At 66.5% G+C, this 21,962-nt stretch carries 25 protein-coding genes and 1 pseudogene; 2 read left to right on the forward strand and 24 right to left on the reverse strand.

Features of this window, described 5'->3' with window-relative positions:
• Positions 1-109 precede the first annotated feature (109 nt).
• A complete protein-coding gene (gene ccmE, locus JI749_RS14940; RefSeq protein ID WP_201655621.1) occupies positions 110-583 on the reverse strand; it encodes a cytochrome c maturation protein CcmE in 474 nt (157 codons plus the stop codon).
• Positions 580-1,665 carry a c-type cytochrome biogenesis protein CcmI gene (ccmI, locus tag JI749_RS14945; RefSeq protein ID WP_201655624.1) on the reverse strand — a complete coding sequence of 362 codons (1,086 nt, stop codon included), beginning with the start codon at positions 1,663-1,665 and terminating at the stop codon, positions 580-582. The genes ccmE and ccmI overlap by 4 nt, the downstream gene beginning before the upstream one ends.
• A 255-nt stretch (positions 1,666-1,920) precedes the next feature.
• On the opposite strand from ccmI, the gene JI749_RS14950 reads away from it, so the two are divergent.
• Positions 1,921-2,988 (forward strand): hypothetical protein, encoded by a 1,068-nt coding sequence (locus JI749_RS14950; protein WP_201655626.1) that lies wholly within the window; start codon positions 1,921-1,923, stop codon positions 2,986-2,988.
• Positions 2,985-4,985: an FAD-dependent oxidoreductase gene (locus JI749_RS14955; RefSeq protein WP_201655629.1), complete on the forward strand. Its 2,001-nt coding sequence runs from the start codon at positions 2,985-2,987 to the stop codon at positions 4,983-4,985. The genes JI749_RS14950 and JI749_RS14955 overlap by 4 nt, the downstream gene beginning before the upstream one ends.
• On the opposite strand, the gene JI749_RS14960 is transcribed toward JI749_RS14955, so the two are convergent.
• The 22 genes and pseudogenes from JI749_RS14960 to JI749_RS15065 form a co-directional block, all read right to left on the reverse strand.
• Positions 4,982-6,163 (reverse strand): hypothetical protein, encoded by a 1,182-nt coding sequence (locus tag JI749_RS14960; RefSeq protein WP_201655632.1) that lies wholly within the window; start codon positions 6,161-6,163, stop codon positions 4,982-4,984. The two genes, JI749_RS14955 and JI749_RS14960, sit on opposite strands and share 4 nt — an antisense overlap.
• Before the next feature lie 111 nt (positions 6,164-6,274).
• Entirely contained in the window at positions 6,275-6,748 is a 474-nt protein-coding gene (locus JI749_RS14965; RefSeq protein WP_201655635.1) for a hypothetical protein, read from the reverse strand.
• Between the two features lie 57 nt (positions 6,749-6,805).
• Positions 6,806-8,179: a sensor histidine kinase gene (locus JI749_RS14970; RefSeq protein WP_201655638.1), complete on the reverse strand. Its 1,374-nt coding sequence runs from the start codon at positions 8,177-8,179 to the stop codon at positions 6,806-6,808.
• Positions 8,180-8,332: 153 nt separating this feature from the next.
• Positions 8,333-8,992, reverse strand: coding sequence for a response regulator transcription factor (locus JI749_RS14975; RefSeq protein ID WP_201655641.1), 660 nt, complete (start codon positions 8,990-8,992; stop codon positions 8,333-8,335).
• Positions 8,993-9,010: 18 nt separating this feature from the next.
• Positions 9,011-9,361: a PepSY domain-containing protein gene (locus JI749_RS14980; protein WP_201655644.1), complete on the reverse strand. Its 351-nt coding sequence runs from the start codon at positions 9,359-9,361 to the stop codon at positions 9,011-9,013.
• 3 nt (positions 9,362-9,364) lie between these two features.
• A pseudogene (locus JI749_RS17650) lies at positions 9,365-9,526 on the reverse strand (type II toxin-antitoxin system HicA family toxin); the annotation flags it as partial.
• Between the two features lie 34 nt (positions 9,527-9,560).
• Entirely contained in the window at positions 9,561-9,809 is a 249-nt protein-coding gene (locus JI749_RS14990; RefSeq protein ID WP_201655650.1) for a DUF1902 domain-containing protein, read from the reverse strand.
• 62 nt (positions 9,810-9,871) lie between these two features.
• A complete protein-coding gene (locus tag JI749_RS14995) occupies positions 9,872-10,639 on the reverse strand; it encodes a glycoside hydrolase family 108 protein (protein ID WP_201655653.1) in 768 nt (255 codons plus the stop codon).
• Positions 10,632-14,363 (reverse strand): baseplate multidomain protein megatron, encoded by a 3,732-nt coding sequence (locus JI749_RS15000; RefSeq protein WP_201655656.1) that lies wholly within the window; start codon positions 14,361-14,363, stop codon positions 10,632-10,634. Before JI749_RS15000 ends, JI749_RS14995 begins: the two co-directional genes overlap by 8 nt.
• Positions 14,364-14,366: 3 nt before the next feature.
• Positions 14,367-14,789 (reverse strand): NlpC/P60 family protein, encoded by a 423-nt coding sequence (locus tag JI749_RS15005; RefSeq protein ID WP_201655659.1) that lies wholly within the window; start codon positions 14,787-14,789, stop codon positions 14,367-14,369.
• On the reverse strand, positions 14,786-15,676 hold the full coding sequence (locus JI749_RS15010; RefSeq protein WP_201655661.1) for a DUF2163 domain-containing protein: 891 nt from the start codon (positions 15,674-15,676) through the stop codon (positions 14,786-14,788). Before JI749_RS15010 ends, JI749_RS15005 begins: the two co-directional genes overlap by 4 nt.
• The gene (locus JI749_RS15015; protein WP_201655664.1) at positions 15,673-16,293 is read right to left on the reverse strand and encodes a DUF2460 domain-containing protein; all 621 of its coding nucleotides are present in this window, start codon (positions 16,291-16,293) and stop codon (positions 15,673-15,675) included. Before JI749_RS15015 ends, JI749_RS15010 begins: the two co-directional genes overlap by 4 nt.
• A gap of 167 nt (positions 16,294-16,460) precedes the next feature.
• On the reverse strand, positions 16,461-17,015 hold the full coding sequence (locus tag JI749_RS15020) for a phage tail tape measure protein (protein ID WP_201655667.1): 555 nt from the start codon (positions 17,013-17,015) through the stop codon (positions 16,461-16,463).
• Entirely contained in the window at positions 17,005-17,193 is a 189-nt protein-coding gene (locus tag JI749_RS15025; RefSeq protein ID WP_201655670.1) for a rcc01693 family protein, read from the reverse strand. Before JI749_RS15025 ends, JI749_RS15020 begins: the two co-directional genes overlap by 11 nt.
• Positions 17,190-17,504 carry a gene transfer agent family protein gene (locus JI749_RS15030; protein ID WP_201655673.1) on the reverse strand — a complete coding sequence of 105 codons (315 nt, stop codon included), beginning with the start codon at positions 17,502-17,504 and terminating at the stop codon, positions 17,190-17,192. The genes JI749_RS15025 and JI749_RS15030 overlap by 4 nt, the downstream gene beginning before the upstream one ends.
• Positions 17,505-17,650: 146 nt before the next feature.
• Complete coding sequence (locus JI749_RS15035; RefSeq protein ID WP_201655676.1) at positions 17,651-18,064, reverse strand: phage major tail protein, TP901-1 family; 414 nt, start codon at positions 18,062-18,064, stop codon at positions 17,651-17,653.
• 162 nt (positions 18,065-18,226) lie between these two features.
• Complete coding sequence (locus JI749_RS15040; RefSeq protein ID WP_201655679.1) at positions 18,227-18,625, reverse strand: DUF3168 domain-containing protein; 399 nt, start codon at positions 18,623-18,625, stop codon at positions 18,227-18,229.
• 4 nt (positions 18,626-18,629) lie between these two features.
• Complete coding sequence (locus JI749_RS15045; protein ID WP_201655682.1) at positions 18,630-18,971, reverse strand: phage head closure protein; 342 nt, start codon at positions 18,969-18,971, stop codon at positions 18,630-18,632.
• The gene (locus JI749_RS15050; RefSeq protein ID WP_201655685.1) at positions 18,968-19,534 is read right to left on the reverse strand and encodes a head-tail connector protein; all 567 of its coding nucleotides are present in this window, start codon (positions 19,532-19,534) and stop codon (positions 18,968-18,970) included. Before JI749_RS15050 ends, JI749_RS15045 begins: the two co-directional genes overlap by 4 nt.
• A 300-nt stretch (positions 19,535-19,834) precedes the next feature.
• Entirely contained in the window at positions 19,835-21,076 is a 1,242-nt protein-coding gene (locus JI749_RS15055) for a phage major capsid protein (RefSeq protein WP_201655688.1), read from the reverse strand.
• A gap of 11 nt (positions 21,077-21,087) precedes the next feature.
• Complete coding sequence (locus JI749_RS15060; RefSeq protein ID WP_201655691.1) at positions 21,088-21,564, reverse strand: HK97 family phage prohead protease; 477 nt, start codon at positions 21,562-21,564, stop codon at positions 21,088-21,090.
• A gap of 123 nt (positions 21,565-21,687) precedes the next feature.
• A complete protein-coding gene (locus JI749_RS15065) occupies positions 21,688-21,876 on the reverse strand; it encodes a hypothetical protein (RefSeq protein ID WP_201655694.1) in 189 nt (62 codons plus the stop codon).
• Between the last annotated feature and the right edge of the window lie 86 nt (positions 21,877-21,962).

Genomic DNA, 21,962 nt, shown 5'->3' on the forward strand with positions numbered 1-21,962 from the left:
GACGACTGCACCACTGGTGCCCACGATAACCCGGCAAACACTGAGCAGGCTTCCCTCCCCCTTGTGGGGAGGGAATGAGGGTGGGGGTCGGTTCCGCACGAAAGCAAGATCACTCCCCACCCTCCGGCCGCCATTCGCCGCTGGCTTTCAGCGCGTCGACGACTTCTTTGGGAATGTAGTTCTCGTCGTGCTTGGCCAGGACATTGGTGGCCACAAACGAACCATCCGGCCCCAGGCTCCCCTCTGCGACCACGCCCTGCCCTTCGCGGAACAGGTCGGGCAGAATGCCAGTATAGCGGGCCGCAATGTCGGTAGCGCCATCGGTCACGGTGAAGCTGTTGTCCTGCCCCTCGCGAACCCAGGAGCCCTCCTTGACCAGGCCGCCGAGGCGGATCGGCGTGCCCGCGGAAACCTCGCGCGCCACAACGTCGGAGGGTGAATAGAAGAACACGATCTGGTCGCGCAGCGCTACCAGCACCAGCGTCGTGGCCAGCGCCACCACCACGGCCAGGCCCGCGATGACCGCAAGCCGCTTCTGTTTGCGCGACCAGCCCTTCTTGCGGACGATGGTGTCGGTGGTCATGGCTGGGCTCCATTGATGGTGAGGCCGGCGCCGAGCGCCAAGGTGTCGAGGTCGCCGCGGTCAAACGCCTGTGGATAGGCGGCAACGGCATCGTCAAAGGCTGCCTGGGCGCGCTCGGTGTCGCCAAGCACGAGATAGGCGCGCACCAGTTGGGTCCATTCCTCGATCGTACCGCCGCTGGCCGCCAGGCGCTCGGCGAGCCCGCTGACCATCTGGCCGATCATCTCGGCCTCCTGGTCGTTGGTCGACGCCACCCCGCCATTCTGCGCCACAGCCAATCCCTGCTGCGCGCTGGCCAGCCACGGCTCGTCGCCCTTGGCCAGAGCCAGGACCTGCGTCCATACCGGAACGGCTTCGGCATATCGCTCCGCCCCCGTCAGCACGGAGGCGAGATAGAGCCGTGACATCACATGGCTTGGGTCCGCCGCAGCGGCCGCCTGCAGCAGCGTCGTAGCTTCGCCGATGTCGGTATCCTGGCCTTCCAGCAGCAGGGCTTCGGCGAGGCTCGTCTGTAGGTCCGGGGTCGCCCCGCCAAGCTCGATGACACGGCGATAGGCGCGTATGGCGTCGGCATAGCGCGCCTGCTCAACATAGGCCGGCGCGATGACCGTCCAACCGCGCAGGTCATCCGGCGTGGCCGCGAGCTGCTCCTCGATCCGCGCAATGGCGGTGTCGAGGTCAAGTTGCTGCGCCGCGACATCGGCCCTGCCGCTGAGGGGCTGGCTGGGCAGGTCGGGCTTGCCGAGCCAACCATAGACGGCGAAGGCCAACAGTCCGACAAGCAGCAGTCCGCCAAGCAAGGGGCCGCGTCCGAAACCAGGCCCGGCAGGCGCGACATGGCCGCTCTCGGCCTTGAGACGCAGGATTTCCCGGGCAAGCTCGCCCTTGGCCGCTGTCGCCTCGCTCTCCCCGAGCTTGCCGGCAGCCAGATCGGCGTCGATCCCCGCCAGAACGAGGCGAAAATGGCTGTTGGCATCGTCCGATTCAGGCGTGTCTGCGTTGACCACGCGCCAGCCGGCTGCGTAGTAGAGTGCAGCGCAGGCAATGGCGGTAACGGCGATGGCGATCAACCAGAAAAGCATGGCCCCTGGACGCTCAGGCAAGGCGCGAAAAGGTGCAAACCGGCTTTTCGCTGATAACCTTGCGACAACAAAACCTAGAGCCAGCCATCACTATGGCTCGGATGGCGAAAGGCTCTGCCCGCCGACGCATGGCAGGACGGCGTCATCTATAAGCCCACTGCGCGGAAAAACCACCAAAACACGCGATCGTGGGGCGGACGCATTGCCACAGGCAGACGAGCCGATGCCAACGCCTGCATCGGCAAGCATTGTGGCATGAACGAAGCCCGCATCGACTTCGCCATCGTCGGATCGACCCCGACAGCCCGGTTGGTCGCCGGGCTGCTGGCCTCCGTGCACGGCAAGAGCGTCGTGTTTTCCGGCGAGAGCCAGTCGAGTTATCGTCTGCCACGCGGTCTGGACCTGTCCGTCGCGCCGATCACGCGCCCGGAGACCTGGTCGCTCCTCAAGGCGGGCCTGCCAGAAACCCTCAAGCTGATCACGCGTTTGGGTGGTCGAAGGGCATGGTCGCGGGTCGATCCCATTCTGTTCAGCGAGGCCGCGGCCGGTCGGGAAGCCCTGGCCCACATCCGGCACATGGCAGTGGCCTTTGGCCACGCGGCCGAGCGGCTGCATGCCAAGACGATTGGCGCCGGGCGGGACGGCTTGATGTTGCGAGACGCGGTTCTGCTGCACCGACCAAGCCTCGAAGTGGCCCTCGACAGGTGGCTGGACCAGCAAGGGGTACGGCGGTTGCGCGACGAAGAGGTGCTCACCGTCCGTGACGACGGTAGCGCCGAGCTCGTCTCGGGCGAGGATCGCGTTGAAATCGCCCAGACCATACTGGCCGACGATCCGGCAATCCTGGCCCATGTGCCCGCCGCGCGGTGGCCCGCGCTGCTGGTCCCGCGCGTTGCCAGCACGATCCAGACCGAGCCCACCCGGCCCATCGCCGCGCCCGTCATGCACCAGCTCGAAACGGGTCTTACCCTTGTGCAGCAGCAGACACGGCGGGGCGTTGCGGCCATGGGGCCGGGCGCGATCGATCCATTTGCCGCGGCTTTGGGCATACTGCTCGACAAGGAAAGGCAGTTTCGCCAGGCGGGGCAGTCCAGCTACCAAACCCTGGTGACGAGCGACTTTGCGCCGGCCGTGGGTCGCCTGGGCGGCACCGGCCCGGACGTGCTGGCAGGCCTGGGTCCAAACGGCGCGTTCCTCGCCCCAGCCATTGCCCGCTGGCTATGCGGCAAGGCCACCCCGGCGGAGAGCGCCTGGCTTGGCGCGCGCCTGGTAAATCGCAATGCCGCTTCCTCTCCGGTTGCCGATTTCGGGGCGGCGGCATGAAGGATCAACCCAACCGCATAGGCGTCGACCGGCCGCATCAATTTCATGGCAGCGCCATCGATCGCGGTCGGCCCCTTAAGTTTAGACTGGATGGCCGTTTGATATCCGGCCTTGCAGGCGACACGGTGCTGAGCGCGGTGCTGGCGTCTGGCCTCGACACGATCGGCGAGCACAACGGCACTGCTCTGGCATTGTCGCAGCGTCACGCGCCGACCATCAGCTTTGCTGCCCTCGCCGCCGACCACCAGCGTACACTGCCGATGGAGCGGACGCCGGCCACCGACGGCGCCGACTACATCTCCACGGCGCGCAAGCTGCAGCGCAACCCACTGCTGCGGCTCATGCGCCGCGGCCGCTCGCTCAACATTGACCTCGATCGCGGCGACGCCCTGGCTCGGCCATGGATCGGCAGCCCCGCCGAGGCGGGGCCAGCGGCCGATCTTGTGGTCGTGGGCGGGGGCGTGGCAGGCCTCTCGTCCGCCCTGGCCGCAGCCAAGCGGGGCCTGCGCGTGGTGTTGATCGAGGCCACGCCGATGCTCGGCGGCAATTCGCGGCTGTTCGGTACGCTGGAAGGCGAGCAGACGCCCGATGAACAGATCGACCGCCTCGCCACCGCGGTCACCAACGCAGAAGCAATCACCGTCCTTACCAATGCGGAAGCATTCGCGTTGCGACCGGGCGTGGTGCGGCTGCATCAGGTGGAGATGATCGACGATACGCCGACCGGTCGCGTCGTCGAGATCAAGGCGCCCCATATCGTCCTTGCTACCGGATCGTTCGAGCGGCTGCCGATATTTCCTGGCAACCGGCTGCCCGGGACGATTGGCGCGCTGGAGGCGTTCGAGCTGGCGCATCGCTACGGTGTGTGGGCCGGCAGTTCGGCCTTGGTAGCGACCAGCAGCAGCCCTGCCTACCGGCTCGCCATGCTGGCGAACGATGCCGGCATTACCGTGCCGCGTATCATCGACTCGCGGCCAAATCCGCAGTCCCGGTTCATTGAGTTCTCCAAGGCCTATGGCATCACCCTGGCCGCCGGAACACTGGTTGCCTCGGCCGCCTCCGCCTCCAAGGGCCGCGGACTCGTCGCGACGCCGCTGGTGGCACTCGGGGCCTTTCAGCGGTCGGAACCGGCCATTTCGGTCGACCGGCTGGTGCTTTGCGGCGGCTGGCAGCCTGACCTGACGCTCTGGCACATGGCAGGAGGACAAAGCGCCTGGAACGCCGCGCGTGCTCGTCTTGAACCCCGCTCCGGGCCAGCCGGCATCGCGTTGGCCGGCAGCGCGGCTGGCTGGTTCAGCCGCGGCGCCTGTGTCGAGAGCGGCGGTGATGCGGTCGACGCCCTGCTCGGTCGTCAGCGTCGGGTCGTCGAAGAGCGCCTGATCGACCCGATCTACGAAACGCCGGATGCGCCTGCCCCGATCGGGGAGGTCCCCGACGAGGTGGCGCCGCCCTCCTATCTCGATGGCGGCTGGCGTCATATCGAACGACCGCGCCTCAAGGCGTCCCGCTGGCCCTCCTGGCTTCCCTTCGCCCCGGCGCTGCCGGGCTGGTCGCTCGCCGACACGCCGCAGCCGCTCGACATTGCCGATATCGCCGCCGGCGTGCAGCTCGGCGCCATTCCGGCGGCCAGCGCCGGCATCGTGGCGCAGGAGCGGGTGGCCATGGTCGTCATCGAGGCCGGCGGCAATGACCCGCAGCCGTCGCAGGCGCTTGCCATGCCCCCACCCTATCTCGAGGGCCGTTACGATGGTGCCAGCCTGTGGCTCGTGGCCCCGAAAGAAGCGCGGGCGCTCGATGTCGGCGCCCTTATCTATCGCGATGCCGATGAAACCGACCCGCTCAAGGCGATTGGCGTGGTGGTGCGGATCGTCGATGGAAAGGCCGTCGCCCTGGTTGCCGGCCAGCATGGCCAGTCTGCGAGCGTGCGCGAGCCGGGTCGCGCCGTCGGCATCACGCTGGCCGCGCCCTATCGCGAGGGCGGGTCGGCAAACGCCTAGTTGCGGCGCTCGGCGGAAGCGCGGGCCCGCCGCAGGGTTTCGGCATATTCGGGGTTGAAGCGCACCTCGGCCATCTTGATGCCCGCATCGAGCCGCGCGCCGATGACCGGATCGGCTGGGTACTGGCGGATCAGGTCTAGGTTGCGCTGCAGGTGCATTTCCAGCGCTTGCCCGGTCTGGCTCCAGGCCTGCTCGAACAGGGCGTTGAGCGCCAGCGAGTCGCGGCATTCGCGTATGGTGCTGAGCAGGTAGACGCCGTTGATGGCCGCCAGGATGCGGTCGTCGTCGAGCCGGTCACTGCCCTCGCGGCCCCGGCGCAAGGCTTGGTTGAGGTCGGAGACGACGTCGCGCAGGCGGGGCTCGATGCGGTCCGAGGCCTGCTTTGTCACCCCGGCCAACACCGTGGCCCAGCGGCTGCCGCGGGCAAACTCGATATAGCCCGTCAGCGAACGCACCAGCCGGTGGAAGCGATCGAGGCTGCGGCAGACCAGGTCGATATCGGCAAAGGCGCCCATCGGCTGCAGCACATGCAACTGGTTCTGCGCATGCGCCAGGATGGCGTCGATCACGGGCGTGAAGCCCATGCGGATCATCGAGGCCTCGGTGGCGTTCCCGGCCAGGCGAATGAGGGTGGTGATCAGCCGTGTCGGATTGGCGACCTGTCCGATGGCCGCGTGGAACAGCAGCGCGGCGAGCGGCGGGTCCTGGAGGGGCATAGACTGGAGGGCGACGCCCAGCGCCGCCTCGTCGGTGATGGTGTTGATAGCCTTGCCGAAGGCCTGGGCCTTGGCCAGAAGGGCCCGGTTGCGCAGCGCGGACACGATGACTGGAATGGCATCGCGGGCTTCGTGGCTGCCGAGCGCCGAGCGCAGCCGCTGATCCTTCTCGGGGTCCTGGGCGACCACGGCCAGCGCTGCCTTCACGCGCGCCAGCACTTCGGGTAGCACCACTTCGAGGTCGGTGGCCACGAAATTGCCGTTGGCGACACCGTCGGCCGAAATCAGGTCGGGGCAGAGATCGCGATAGACCCAGGTCCAGATGGCGTCCGCATATTTGCGGGCCACGGAGCCGGCAAACGGAAATGGCACCGGATCCTGCACCAGGATCACGTCGATCAGGCCCGCAAACGGCCGAGCTGCGACACGCACAGCCCGGCGGGCGACCGTCGAGACGGGCATTTCAGTTTGTTTGGCGGCTTGAGACATCAGCGCTGCGGGTACGGAAAGCTTGGCTAACCGACACTATAGCGCGTTGGTAAACAATCCTTACCAGCCGCTGCTCGAACTGTGTCAGGCGGCGCCCTGCACCACGGCCCAGTTGCCGTTCTGCTCGCGGCAGGCAGTGCCCTTCTTCACGTAGTCCTTGCCACCGGCCTTGACGGTGTGGGTGAAGTCGCGGCAGTCCAGATTGTTGACCCGGACATAGGGGCCGACCGCCACGGTGCCGGTCGTGCCCTTGTCGCCGGCCCACTGGCGCGGTGCGCCGGGGCGGCCGAACTGCAAGGCGTAGAACTGGGCGCTGTTGGCCTCGGCAGAATCCTTCGCCGTCATCAGCGCCAGCGCTGCCGGATCGACGAAACCATTGGAGACGCTGGTCGTCAGCAGTGCCTGCTGCGTCGTCTGGGCAGGGCTCGCCACCAGCGGCTGCGGCGTAACGGGCGCCGCCACGACCGGGGCCTGCACCACTTGGGTGGGGCCAGTGCTGGCGCAACCAGCCAGGGTCAGGGCGAGCAGCGGAGCGGCGATCAGGGCAAAGCGGTTCATGGGTGCAATCTCGTGGTCGGTCAGAGGCTCTTGTTGTCGTATTGCGGCAAAAGTGCGTCAGGCCGCGTTGGGCCTGGCCATGGCGCCCAGGCGCGCCGTCGGCAACCGCAATTCCACCAGCAGGCCGCCCAGCGCGGAGCGTTTCAGCGCCAGGCTGCCGCCATACACATCCACCAGTTCCTTGACGATATCGAGCCCCAGTCCGCTGCCAGGCGTTTTCTCGTCCAGCCTGACACCGCGGCGCAACACTTTCTCCACATCGGCTTCGCTCAGCCCCGGACCATTATCATCGATCCGAATCAACAGCATGGTGCCGGTATTGCTGCGCTCGGCATCGAGCCGCACGCCCACCTGCCCCTTGGACCATTTGCAGGCATTGTCGAGCAGGTTGCCCGCCATTTCCTCGAGATCGGCCTCGTCCCCCCTGAACCAGGGCAGCGATGCATCCGGGCGCTGGAAGGCAATGGTACAATCGGGATTGATCTTGCGCATCACCCGGGTCAGCCGAAGCATGATCATGGTTGCGTCGGCCTTCTTGCCCACCACCGACGTGCGCGCGGCCAGCCGGGCGCGCTCGAGATAGGTGGCCACCATCGTGCTCATCTTCTCGGTTTCCGAGACCACGACGTCGGCCAATGCCCCCTTCTTGTTGGCCGCCTCGTTGCGCAGCACGGCGATGGGCGTCTTGAGGCCATGCGCCAGGTTGCCAACCTGGTTGCGCGCGCGCTCGATGATCTGCGCGTTGGAGCGCAGCAACTCGTTCACCTCTTCGGCCAGCGGCGCGATTTCGCGCGGATAGGTGCCGGTCACGGTCACGCTGTCACCCTCGCGCACGCGTTCGACGGCGGCGCTGAGCCGATCTATCGGCCGCATGGCGAAGCGCGCCACAATGGCGCTCATGATAGCCAGCATCACACCCACCGCACCCAGGACGATAAAGGCCTGGCCGCGGAAATTGCCCACTAGGTCGAGGATCTCGCTCAGATTGCCCGTGACCACGATCTGGTAGGTATTGGGCGCCAGGGTAACGGAGCGCTCGACCACGCGCATCCGGGTGCCGAACGCATCGTCGAGGATGGCCGTGCGACGCCCGCCACTGAATGCGCCGCTGATGACCGGCAAGCCAATGCCGACCACGGAGGTGGAGAGATTATAGAGCTTGCCGTCGGCGTCGCGAATGGCCCAGTACCAGCCCGAGCGCGGCCGCTCGAAGCGGGGGTCGCTGAGCACGATGTCAGGGCTTGATGGATCGCCGGCCTCGAGCAGGTCGCCGGCCAGGGTCTCGAGGTGGAAGTCGAGCGTATCGGACAGGGATCGGTCGAGCGCGCGTGAATAGAGATCGGTCAACAGGAACCCGGTCGCCACCAGCGCCACGACCAGCCAGCCGGCAGAGAGCCAGAACAGCGAAGCTGCAATCGAGCCTTTTCTCAACGGGGCACCAAGGATGGGTCGAGATTTGGATCAGGGCGAGCCGAAAGGGTCGGTTTTTGAGAACCGGCGCGCAGCGTATGTAAACATACGTGAGCACCGGAAGCGGAGAAAACCGGCGCTTGCAGGCCGGCCTCATCCAAATATCGACCCATCCTAGTCTTCCGCTATCTGATAGCCCAACCCGCGCACCGTCTGGATGCAGTCATCGGGCAGCTTCTTGCGCAGGCGGCCGACGAACACTTCGATCGTGTTGCTGTCGCGGTCGAAATCCTGGTCATAGAGGTGCTCGGTCAGCTCGGTGCGCGAAATGACCTTGCCCTTGTGGTGCATGAGATAGCTCAAGAGCCGCAGTTCGTGGCTGGTGAGCTTGACCGACTGGCCATCGACCGTCACCTTGCCCGAGCGGGCATCGAGCCGGACCGAACCGGCGACGATCTCGTTGGATGCCAGGCCTGCGGCGCGCCGTACCAGGGCGCGGATGCGGGCCAGCACTTCTTCCATGTGGAATGGCTTGGCGACATAGTCGTCGGCACCGGCATCGATGCCCTGCACCTTGTCGCTCCAGCGGTCGCGCGCCGTCAGCAGCAGCACCGGCGTGGTCCGGCCGGCACGGCGCCATTCCTCGAGCACGCTGAGCCCGTCCATCTGCGGCAGGCCGATATCGAGCACGATGGCATCATAGGGTTCGGTATCGCCGAGGAAATGGCCCTCTTCGCCGTCGAAGGCGACATCGACGGCATAGCCCGCCTCTGTCAGCGCTTCCTTGAGCTGCCGGTTGAGATTGGTATCGTCTTCGACAACAAGAATACGCATGCTGGCCCCCGGTGCGTCTTACTGCGCGCTCAAGACAAGGTTCTGTGCATCCCCGTCCGGCGTCAGTACGCCGATAATATAGACCAGGCCACCGCCTTCGTCACATACCTGAACGGAAAGGATTTCGGCGCTGCCATCGATGCCGGCCGAAGCCAGCACATCGGCAAGCGACATGATCTGGCCCGACGACACCGCTTCCTGGATCTGGCGGTTATCAAGACAGGCCTGGGCATGGGCCGGCGCAATGCCCGCCAGCCCGATGGCCAGCGCGACGGTCACCGGCGCAAACAATTTTGAGGTCAAGGTTTTCATGCCGGCACCATAGGGCGCTGTTGCTGAATGGGACATGAATGAGGCAAAGCCGGCCAAATCTTACAATTTCGTTTTGCTGCCGGCATCGCGCAGAATGGAATTCGCTGTGTGCCGGCTCATCAAATTGCGTGGCACGATCAGGGTTGTGCCCTGCGCATTCGTCCACCTTTCATGGAACCCTTTGGCATTGTTCACGTAGTGAAAGCCATGGGCTCGCAATACTTTGACGACGGCTGAATAGTAGCCGTCGACCTATTCAGGCTGCCTTGCCCGTTGGCCGCTGCCAAAGGATGGCCGGGATGAGGTCTTCCGGAGCGGAGGACTCCCATTCAGCCTTGCTCACGTGATTGGCGATGACCAATCCGGGGGCAACCTCCATCATCACCGATTCGAATTCCTCGATGGTTTCAGCCTCGATGTGGAGGCCGACAATGTCGCTGTCCGAGTAGAAAACCTTCGCCTCGTCATCCCAATGAGCGGTGACGCTGAACATGCGCTTGATCATGCATCACTCCCTTTGTTATGCCCCTGGGAATATGAGTTAGCCTCCTGCCCTTGGCAAGCACCTCACGCCCGCTCGATATCCGCCTTCAGCCCCTTGCGCAGGAACAATACCGCCAGCGCTTCCATGATCAGGTGACCAGCCGAGCCACCATCGAGCGCCGGTAGGTCGATGCCGAGCACTTGCGCCACGCCAGCCAACAGCATGAAGGCAGCGACGAGGTAGGTCTTGTAGCCGTTGAGCATATCCATGAGCAGTCTCCATTGGGAAATTTTGGTTTGAGGGTTTGCCGTGGTGCCGGCGGACGCGATGGCCGCCTTGCGCACGGCCGCGACGCGCGCGGTCCAGCCCCTGCCGAAGGTGGCAAAGGTCGGCAGGCGATGGAGGAAGGCGAGCCGCCGGTCGCAGAAGGCGCCGATCAAGGTACCGAGCCCCTTGCGATCAGCGTAGGCATCGATAGCGTCGAGCGTCAGCGGCCCGACCTGTCCGTCCGTCGCCACACCGAGTTCGGCCTGCAGGGTGCGGATCGCCCGATCCGGCCCGGAATTGACGGCAAAATCGAACAGCGCCAGGTCGAGTCCGTACGGCAATTGCCCGGCGTGAACGCGGTCCCAATAGCTGGCGCGATAGATCTTTGCCGCTTCGCTGCGCTGCAACTCCATCACCGCGCTTTTGGGCAGCTTCCACCACGGCGAAATCCGTCGCCAACGCGCCAGGGTTTTGTGGGTGATGCCCAGATTGGTGGCGCCGCCGGGGTCGGACGGGTGATCGGCATAGCCGCCCTCATGCCGCAACACCTCATCGAGGCAGATGTCGAACCGGCTCCTAGTCATGAAATTCTCCCTGTGCGGTGTGCCCGGCGCCCAGCACCGGGCTCATCTGCGCGACCGTGAAGACAAAGGCGCCGGGCGGTGCGCCGAAATCGGCAAGCTGCTCACTGCTGGCATAGACCGCCGCCGGCGCGCCGACCTCGATCGTCCGGACGACCGAGCTGCCGTCGAAAATCGTCAGCCGGTAGCGCTCTGGCACGTGTTCGAGGGGGCTCTCCGCCGCGCCCCATCCGTCGCCATCGGCGCGGCTCCGCCGCACCCAGCGCAAGCCAATGTCGCCACCGCTGGTGCGCACGGCGCGCAGATGGACCGGTGCCAATGGCAAAGCCGGTTTCACCGCGGTCGCAACAGTCATGGGCACGCCTTCGATGTCAGCTGCGCCTGCATAGACGCGAAAGTCCCTGGTCTCCCCGAGCCAGCTCGGCTCGACCGGCAGCGTCGTGGCCCGCGCATCGATGACGATGACGGAATTTCCGATGGCCGCCGTGGAAACCTGCGTCCCATCCAGGCCGCGCAGCAGGCGGGTCAGCCGATAGCGCCCGGGAGACACCAGGTTGGCCTGAGCAAAGCCGACGATTTCCCAGTCGCCGCCATCGGCCTGGATAGCCAGCCGATTGCAGCCCGAGAGCACCGCCATGGTTTCCGCCGAACTCAGGTGCCCCGCCAGGAGGTTCACTTCGACGACGCCGCCCTTGTCCCAAACGGCATTGGGGCCTGTCGGCATCGGCGCCGCCAGGGCCCCCAGTGTCCCGCGCCGCGGCAGGTTCGCAACCAGCGCCCCCGACGCCTCATCCACCATTTGGACGCTGCCTGGCCAGGGCTGCGCATAAGCAACGAAAGCTATTCTCGAATGCGCTGGATCGGCCGGCAAAGGCGGCAGGTGCGCGACTTCCACATACGGCAGAGACCGCGCGGCAGGGCCGCCACTCATGGAAATCGGCCGATCGATGCCGGTCGCAACTGCCGTGCCGGATGGCAGCGTCCGCGCGGTGACGCGTCGCGCCAAACCATCGCGGATTTCGCTGATTTCGAACGGCCCCTCGGCAAGGCCATCGATCTGGACAAGGTCGCCCGGTTCCAGCGCCAACGCCGTCGGCGGCAGGCTGAACTCGATCGTTTCGCGTCGCCCGTTGCGGGTATCCAGCATCCGCTCGGCAGCCAGTCTTGCCCCGGAGGCATCCAGCGTCATGCCGCTGGCCTCACCCGCCAAGGGTCCCTCGGCGCGGCTCAGCGCCGTCACCGTGCCCGTCAGGTAGTCCCGCTCCCGATCGAGATAGGTCAGCGCCAGCCGGCCCGGCGCCTCCGCCGGATCAACGCGCCGCCGCGACAGCGTGGCACCCTCCTCCTGGGCCAGTCCATCGGCCTGGATCATCACGGCTTCGCCGCGCCGAGCGAGGCCCAGATGCAGTCCGGCATTATGATTGCGCAGGCTGAGACCACTCGCGGCAATCAAGGGCTCCAGCGCCTCGCGCGCCGTGGTGGCCTGGCCCAGCACCACCCCACCCACCCATGGAGGCGCGGGTTCGGCGGTCAGCGCCACGCCATGATCCCTGGCGATCGCCGCGGCCAGTTCGTCGCTCGCCAGGCCGCCCAGCCGCCCGGTCAGCCAATGGCCATTGCGGTGGTTCGGGCCATCGGCCCACACCTCTGTCAGGCCAGGAAAGGCGGGATAGGGCCGCGCGTCCCAGGTCCAGAGATACATCCGGTCCACATCGACCATGCCAGCCGGATTGTTGACCGGATCGCGCCACCAGGCCTGATGCGCGCGCAACACCTGCCGCTGGATCAGTGGATCGGGCAGTCCGCTCGAGAAATACGGCCGACCATCTTCGGCGCTCTTGGCGTCGCCAAAGATGTTGGGCTGGTTGGCGCCCTTGTCGACCGCGCCGCAGCCCAGTTCGGTGAACAGCACAGGCTTGGAACCCGGCACCCACGCCGTCGGGCTCGCATTGCGTACCCCGCCCGGCCGGTCGTGATGAGCGTGGCTCCACCAGTTCCTGATATCCTTGAACCGCCACACCCACGGTTCGCCATGCGCCCCATCGGTGATCGGCGTCCGCGCCTGTGCCTGCCGATCGGCATCGCTGGCGTAGAACCAGTCGTACCCCTCCCCGCCGGCAATATTGCCCTTGAGATAGGCGAGGTCATAGCCGTCAGCCGACAATGCCGCGTCCAGGTGCCCGTGCCCGTCGCGCCAGTCAGCCAGCGGCATGTAGTTGTCGATGCCAACCGCATCGATATGGGGTGAAGCCCAGAGCGGGTCGAGGTGGAAGAACTTCTCGCCGCCGCCCGGTTGGTAGCCCGAATATTCGCTCCAATCGGCCGCATAGGTCAGGACCGTTTCCGGTCCCACCACCGCCCGCGCATCGGCGGCCAGCGCGACAAGCGCCGATACGAACGGAAAGCTGTTGCCCAGGCCACGGACCGTCGTCAGGCCGCGCATCTCAGAGCCGATAATCAAGGTATCGACCCCTCCAGCCGCCACTGCCAGCCCGGCATAGTGCAGCACCATCTGCCGATAGCTCGCCGCGAACGCCGCCACCTGTGCCGCCGCGGCCGCCGTCTGGTCGGGAGCACCCGCCCGCCCCGGCGCTGGATGGCAGGTGATCCGCCCGCGCCAGGGATAGGCCGACTGCTCGGCGGCACCATGGGGATCCGGCAGTCCGTTGCCGGCAGGAATGTCCATCATCACCATCGGATAGAGCGTCACCTTGAGTCCGCGCGCCTTGAGGTCGGCGATGGCCGCCAGCACCGACGCGTCGCTCGGCGTGCCGCCATAGGCCGCGCCACCGCCATGGCTGGACACGACCGGCACATCGCCCCGGCCGAGCCCCATCACGCTCCACTCTGTGCCCTGCACCACGCGCTCGGCAGCCTCGACCCGCGGCCCGATGCTGCAGTGGCCGCAGCGCAGGTCGTTGCCAAACCAAGCCACGACCAGGGCCACAAGCTCGAGGTTGGGGCAGAGCGCCACCAGCTCGTCGATCGATGCCGTCCAGTCGCTTACCGATGCCGACAGATGGGTATTCTCGGCCTCGGTGTGCCCACGACCGGCAATCCGCACCCGCGGCACGGGGTCGTATCCGAACTCGGTCGCCCCCGGGATCACAGTCACGGCCCTGATATCAGGCTCCAGATGACCCACCACGCGGCACAGTTCGACGCTGAGATGGGGAATGCGGTTGCCGAAGCGGTTGAGCGGCAATTGCTCGACCACGAGATAGCACAGTCCCCGATATGCTGGCGCCACCCCGCCCTGCGTTGCCGCGATCAGCCCGTCAGGCAGCTGGTCCTCGGTGCCGCGATAAAAGCGCACTGTCAGCCCGGCCGTATCGAGCAGTTGTCCGTCGGCCCAGATGCGGCCCAGCCGGTGCACCTCGCCCTCGCAGAAGGCCACCGCAAAGCTGGCGCCGACCACGTCCTCGTCCTTGCCGAGCCCGAAGCCTTTGGCTCCGGCATTCTCGCCACCGAGCAGCTCGAGTTCACGCGCCCAGATGATATTTCCGGAAAGCCTGCTCCAGCCATAAAGCCGCGGCACCGCGCCGCCCTCGCTCGAGCCCTGCAGCCTTATATCACTGCCCGCGCGCTCCGGCTTGTCGCCAAACAGCAGCCCATCCACGGCGCTCCCCGCGAGTGCCCCGAGCGCCCGCCCGATGGTCGCGCCGAGAGGCCCGCCCACGAAGCCGCCGACAAACTGCCCGGCCAGGGACAGAGCAAGTGTGGCCATGCCTCAATTCCTCTCCGGAAACACAAAACGCCCGCTCACCCGCCGCGCCCAGGGCTCGGTCAAATCCGCCTCGACCACGCCAAGCCTCTCCTGCGCATGGATGAAGCGCGTATCGCTCAGCAAAATTCCGCAATGCTTGGGCTCTGCCATGCCGCCCAAACGGAACAGCACCACCTGCCCCGCCGCCAGCGGACCGTGTTCGGCAACCAGCAGCGTCTCCGCGGCCCGGCGCAGGGCCCCGGCATTGCCGGGGTCGCGCATATCGGCGCGATAGGGAGGCACCACCATCGGCTCGCCCCCATAGAGCGCCCGCCACACCCCGCGCAGCAGGCCCAGGCAATCGCAGCCCGCGCCCGCCAACGACGCCTGGTGCCGATAGGGCGTGCCGAGAAACTCGCGCGCCGCCGCAACGACCGCGTCGCTCACTTCACCACCGCCCGCCCATCCAGCGCATCGCCATTGCGCGGATGGCGCAACACGAAATCGCTGCCCGGAATATGCGGAAAGCCGCGGAAATTGACGGCATTGGCGAACTTCTCGCGGCAGGTGGCAAACCGCCGGTCGCAACCGGCAGTCACCTCGAGCGTATCGCCCAGCACGACCCAGTCGCCCACGGCAACGCCAAAGGCCAGCACGTCGCCGGCAGCCATGCGCTGATGCGTCACCACGCCGTCGCGCAGCCCGACGCGCCGCCCATCCGTCCACAGCGCCGAACCGAAGCCGAACCAGCCCTCGGCGAACCCGCCGAGGCCGGTGACCACGATGCGGTGGTCGTCTTCGAGCGCCGTTACCGTGGCAAATCCCAGGAACTCCGGCCCCGTCAGGTTCACCCCACAGCGCGCATCCCCCACCACCGCATCGCACAGGCCCTGATAAATCCGCCCAAGCGTCGCATTGAGCCCCTGCTGCGCCGAGCGCAGCTCCGCCCGGAACACCCCATCCTCGCGCACAATCTCGCCGATCGTGTCGCTGCGCAGCCTTACGCGCTGGCTCACATCGGCCCAGTTGACGCGCCAGGTCTCGACCACGGCGCCGTCATAGCGCCCGAGCAGGATGTCATCCTCGGTGATATCGTCGGCGCTGAGCACGCCCAGCACCTCCGACGTCTCCACCTGCGCCCCCAGCCGCGCCGGCACCTCGCCCCCGTCGAGGCCATGCGCCGGCACGAAATCGGTGCCACCAAAGCTCAGCACCCCGTCATGGTCGGTAAAGCCCAACACGACGCCATCGCCGCGCACCAGCTTCCAGCACGTCGCCAGCGTCGTCTCGCTCTGCGCCAGATGCGCCGCCAGCCCGATATCGAGCACCCTCATGGGATGATCTCCACCAACGGAATGCTGGGCGCCTCGGCCCCATCGAAGCTGCTGAGCTCCACATCGAGCCGGTCGGTATCGAAACGGACAGGCACGTCGAACAGGAACCCGGCCGTCAGCGCGGCACCATTGGCCGGCGGGACCGTGAAGCCGACCACGCCCGTGGCGACATCGACGCTCCAGCCACTCACCTGTTCGACGCCCGCAACCGCCACTTTCACGCTGCCCGCAACCGGCCGCGTGATCGGCCGGAAATACGGATCGAAGCTGGCGCCATAGCGCTTGGTCAGCTGGAAGCCCGTGCGGCTGCCATTGCCGGTCCCGATGGGCTGGTCGAGGGCAGTCGGCACCGGGCCGCCGCTGGAATAATCCAGCCCGTCGCGCCAGAGAAAGCCATGCAGTCGTCCGCGACGCTCCTCGAAAAACGCCAGCACATCAGCCATGTCGGCCCGCGATTTCACGCCATAGCCGGCATTGTAGCGCCGCCGCGAGTGCTGCCAGCGCCCATTGCGCTGCTCGCGCCCCGAGGCCAGCGTGACCACGTCTGTCCGGCGCTCCGGCCCACCGCGGGAGCCAAGGGCGACATCGAGCGGAAACCGCACTGCGTGAAAGGCCATGGTTTACTCCTCAGAATTGGGAAACTGATCCGCAGCCTGCCCTACCCGCCGGCCGTCACCCTCGGGCTTGACCCCAGGGCTCTTCACTTGCTCTGGGTTCGGGAAGTGTAGTGCCCTCGGGTCAAGCCCGAGGGTGACGATCGAGTTCTTGAAGCGCGCTCAGCCCATCAAGCGCTGCGCGTCCCGCGCCTCACCGCCCGCAACAGCATCGCGCTGATCTCCGCCTCGCTCGCGGCAAAGCTGCGCGCGTCGGTCGCGGTCACGTTGAACGTCACATTCACCGCGCCGCCGCCACCGGCGACGCCCAGCCGGCCGTCGGGGCCGCGGGCCAGAGGCATGATCGCCTCCGGCCCCGCTTCCCCCGCCAGGCCGACAGGAGGGGATGAGCCCAGCGGAAAGTAGCTCGGCGTCGCGATCACCCCACCCTTGGCGAAGGGTGTGACATTGCCGAGCGCCGGATTGGTTCCGGCAAACAGGTTGCCGATCAGCCCGCCGACCATGTCGCCCAGCGGCTTGATGGCGGCCTTGAGGGCGATATCGGCGAAGCTGCGGGCGATATCGCCCAGTACGGATTTGAGCGACTTGCCCTCGAGCAGCGCGCCGCGAAAGCCGGCGCTGATCGAGCGCGCCACGCCATCGGCCAGGTTGCCGATACGCCCAAGTTCGATCTCCACGCTGTCGAGTTCATCGTGGAAACTGTCGGGAAATAAACTATCGGCCATCGGGAAAGCGCTCCATCAGTCCATCGAGTTCATTGCGGGCAAGCGGCCCCCGGTCGCCCATCACCGCGCCCCAGGCCGAAGCCAGCTCGCGCGGCGTCATGCGCCAGAAGTCGCGCGGCGGCAGCCGCAGCACGCCCAGCCCGAAACGCATCGCCGTGTCCCAGGGAAAGGGTGTCATGCCGCGTCTCCAAACGTCGCCTTGAGCAGCCGTGCCGCGATCTCCGCCGCGCCCTTGAGTCCGCCCTCGATGGCAAACCGGGCCAGATCATCGTCGGTGATGGCATTGCCCCCGCCACGCAAGCCGGCCCCCAGGATCGCCGTCAGGTCGCGCGCCGACACCCGCCCGGCCGAAAACCGCTCCGCCAACCCAACCAGATCCCCGGCCTGCAGCCGGCTCTCCAGCTCCGCCAGCGCCCCCAGCGTCAGGCAAAGCGTCCGCGTCTCGCCGCCTATGACGGCATCGATCTCACCACGCTGCGTGATGGCCATGTGTTTGTTCCTTGCTTGATGAAGCCCGCCCACCGGGTCATTCCGGCGAAGGCCGGAATCCATGTCCGGCAACCTCCACAGACACCTTGTTCGGGGCGACATGCGGATCTGGATCCCGGCCTTCGCCGGGATGACACCGTGGAAAATCAGATCGCCGTAAACGTCACTTCCCCAGCGCTTTCCAGCGCCAGGTCGAAGGTCACTTCCCCCGCATGGTCGGCTGCAAATTCCAGCGCCACGATCTGGAAAGGTCCCTGCACCGTGCCGAAATCGGGGATGATCAGCTGCCAGTTGCGGATGGTGCCGCCAAAGAACAGCGAGCGCACCTGTGCGTCCGACGTGGTGTCCTTGAACACGCCCGCGCCGGTCACAGAAGCCCGCTTCACCCCGCCGCCGGCCAGCAGTTCCCGCCAGCGTCCCGCGCTTTCCTGGTCGGTCGTATCGACCGTCGGGGCATTGAAGGCCAAAGCCCGCGTCCGCAGGCCCGCCACCGTCAGAAAGCTCCCCGACCCGGCCTGGTCGAGCTTGAGCAGCATGTTCTTCCCGCTCTGAGCGGCCATGTGTTTGTCCTTTGTCAGTGCCCAAAACCTCACCCCCTCCCAACCTCCCCATCAAGGGGGAGGTGCCGTCCGGTGAGTGGACCGGATCGAGTCAAGTGAGCGGAGAGAAACCTCCCCCTCGATGGGGGAGGTAGGAGGGGGTGACCATCCGCTTGCGCGGCACTAAGCGCCCTCGCTCAAAAATCGCAGCCCCACCGCAGCCCGCGCCAGCCCAGTATCCTTGTCGATCACCGTCTCGGTCCGCACATGCTCGCGATGCGTCACCATGATCCCGGCGGACGGAAACCCTAGCGCCACCGCGACCACGCGCTCGGCCATATCGAGCGCACGTTTCCGGCTGGGCTGGTCGCCCCAGCAATGCAGCAGCAGCCGGTGCTCCTGGCCCGGCGTCTCGTCGCCGTCCCGCTGCACCACGTCATGCCGCGCGATCACCACATAAGGCGCCGGCCGGCCCTGGGGCGCTGCGTCGAACACGCCGTCGGCGCCCGCAATCGCCATCAGTGCCGCGTCGGCCTTGAGCGCCGTCACCAGCGCCCCCTGCAACATCGAAATCGGATGCATGGCCCTACCCCGTAAAGCTGGTTTCGCTGCAGGCGCAGCTGAGATAGGCCCGCCGCCCGTTGAGGTCGGCGGCGCTCACCACATCGAGGTTCCGTCCGCGATAGACGATGCGGTCGCCCGGCTTGATGTCGTTGCGAAAGCGGAAGACCACGGCATGCGAAATCTCCACCGCCCGGCCATCGGCGCTGGTGCCCTGGCGCCCGGTCAGCGAGCGCACGCGCGCCCAGAGGTTGGTCACCGGCACGAACATGGCCACGTGCCCGCCCTCGGTCTCCCCGGTCATTTCCCGTCGCTTAAGCTGCACGCGATCGGTCAAGCTCCCCAGCGTCGGCGTCTGCTCGTTCACAGCCGCACCCGCTTGTAGCTCGCGACCATGCGGTCGAAGCCCGATGGCACCACCGCGCCCGATCCAGCCACGATCACGGCATCGCGGTGTTCGAACCAGTACCCGACCAGCAGCAACAGCGCCTGGCGGATATCGGCCGGCACGTCCCCCGGCTCCGTGCCGAAGCCGGCGACATAGTCGATCTCGATGCCCTGCCGCTCGCGCAGCACGGGCATGCCGCTGACCGTCGCCGGCAGCAGCAACCGATCCGGCGCGCGCAGGAACTGCGCCAGCGGAACGTCGTGCCCCGCGCCATTGGCGTCATAGGCGGTGACTTCGGTCAGCGCGATGAAGGGCGACACCGGCAACTTGACCTGCCGATCGTCCGGCCAGCCGTCGAGCATGACGCGCCAGCTCTGCGCCAGCAGGGCCCGCCCTGTAACGCCCTCGACATGCAGCCGCGCCGCCCCGATCAGCGTCGTGATCAGACCGTCCTCGGCACCGTCATCGACGCGAAGAAATGCCTTGGCCTCGGCAAGCGAAACCGGCTCCTCCGCGGGCCCCGCGAGAAGGTATGAAGTCATGGTGTTGCCTTTGGCTTGTTTGTCTTTACCAACCACCGGGTCATTCCGGCGAAGGCCGGAATCCATGTCCGGCAACCGCCACGAACACTGGGGTTTGGGTGACATGCGGACATGGACCCCGGCCTTCGCCGGGGTGACACAGCGTTTGGGGAGGAAGGGTGAGGGAGGCACGACGCCGCGAAGTAGGAGCCGTCAGCCTGAGTCAGATAGCGCGGAAAGCCGAGCACCGGAGCGGAGCGTACATAAGTACGTGAGCACCGGAGCGCAGGCTTTTCGCGCTAGATGGCCGCGCTCGGGGACTTAGCTTGCGGCGAACTTCAGCAGCTTGATCGCGTCATAGTCCGCGATGCCGCCGCCAACGCGCTTGGTCGTGTAGAACAGCACATAAGGCTTGGAACTGAACGGGTCGCGCAGCACGCTCACGCCCTGGCGGTCGACGATCAGATACCCGCGCTTGAAGTCGCCGAAGGCGATCGACAGCGAGTTGGCGGCGATATTGGGCATGTCCTCGGCCTCGACCAGGTCAAAGCCCATCAGCCGTGCCTTGCCGTCGGCGGTCAGCGCCGGCTGCCACAGGTAGTTGCCATCGGCATCCTTGAGCTTGCGCAGCGCGCCCTGCACCTTGCGGTTCATCACCCAGGTGGCGTTCTGCCGGTAGCCCGCCTTGAGCGCATAGACCAGGTCGATCAGCACGTCGCTGGCATTGCTGGCCGGCAGCGCGCCGGCCGAGCCGGTGGCGATGTAGCCGAGGTTACCCCAGCTCCAGCTGGTTTCCGCCACGGTGGTCGCCGCCAGGAAGCCGGTCGGCTTGTTAACGCCATTGCCGGAAACGAATGCCGTGGTCTCCTGCGCCGCAAAGGCCGCATTGACCTCATCGGCGATCCACTGGCCGACATCGACAGCCGCATCGTCGAGGAAAGCCGAGGTCGCCGCCGGCATGGCATAGAGTTCCATGGTCGGATAGCTGAGCTCGGCCAGGGTCTGCGAATTGGTAGTCGGTCGCGCCCCCGTTTCACCCACCCAGCCGGTCGCCGGACCGGTGACCGAGATCGGCCGCTTGTAGACTGCGGCGCTGACCTGGCGGATGCCAGCAATGGCGCGGATCGGCGACACCGCCGTCATCAGCCGGGTGATTTCCGTTTCGGTCTCGGGCGGCACCACATAGCCGCCATCGGCGGCGACGCCGATCGACAGCGCCTTCTCCTCGCCGCGCTTCACATAGGAGGCAAAGGCTTCCTTGTACTCGCCGTCGACCTGGCGGCCCTTGCCGTCCAGATGGATCGCCCTGCCGTCGAGCAGCGGGCGGGCGCGTTCCACCAGCGCCCGATCCATGGCCGCCTTCTGCCCGTCGAGCACGGCGTTGAGCCGGTCCAGCTTGTCCTCGAGCAGCCCATCGGCCGAACCGCGCTTTTCGATCTCGCCCAGGCGCTGGTCGTTGGTGCGCTTGAATTCCTCGAAGGCCGTCGAGAATTCGGCGAAGAGCGCGGCAATGTCGCTCCCCGCGCCGGCCTTGGTTTCAAGGCCGTCACTGGTCATGTCCATGTAGGGTGTCCCTATCGGTTGCGGATGGTGTTGGTGGCGGCCACGATGGCGGCGCCGGTCGAGTAACCGGAGGGCGCGATGCGGGCGTCCTCCATCATCGGAAAAGTCACGATCGAGATCTCGAACAAGTCGATTTCCCAAAGCTTGCGGTGCCCACCCTCGCGGGTGGCCTTCACCGTGCGGAAGCCGATGGAGAGCCCATCGAGCGCCCCGCCCTCGATCAGCCGCCTGAGCGCATCGGCCCGCTCGACGCCGGGTACCAGTCGCCCGGCCACAAAGAGGCCATGGCTGTCCTCGCCAATGGCGTCCCAGGTGCCCACCGGCTCCTTGGGGTCATGCTGGAACAGCAACCGGATCCGGTCGCGCCGCTTGCCGAGGCTCTTCGCAAACGCCCCCGGCATGACGATATCGCCACCGCCATCGAGCCGGTTGAAAATGCTGGCATAGCCGGAAAACCGCCCCTCGCCGTCGATGGGTATTCCCGCCATCAGCGCTTGCCCGGCTTGGCGATGGCCGCCTTGCCGGGCTTGGCCAGGGTGCCCGCCAGGTTCCAGGCGAATTGGCGGAACGTCTGCTGCGCATTGTGCACATTCTGCTTATTGGCCATGGACTTAGTCATCCTTCCTGAAAAGCCGATTCAGAGATGCGATCTCCTGCACGAAGTCGTTGAAGTGTTGATTCACCTTGGCCATCTCGCGCAGCGCCCACACCAGCAGCGTGCTTGCCCCCGTCGCCCACAGAAATAAGGCAAGGTGCGCGAGATCGCCCCGCTCGATGACCGTTTTGGTCAGCTCGTCCATGTCGGCCTCCGCTCAAGTTTTGCACTTCTGGCAAAGAGTTTTTGCACCCGGCGCAAAAGCAGCTGTGCTTCATTGACTCGAACTCA

Origin of the sequence: Devosia oryziradicis, assembly GCF_016698645.1 — a bacterium.
Classification (GTDB): domain Bacteria; phylum Pseudomonadota; class Alphaproteobacteria; order Rhizobiales; family Devosiaceae; genus Devosia; species Devosia oryziradicis.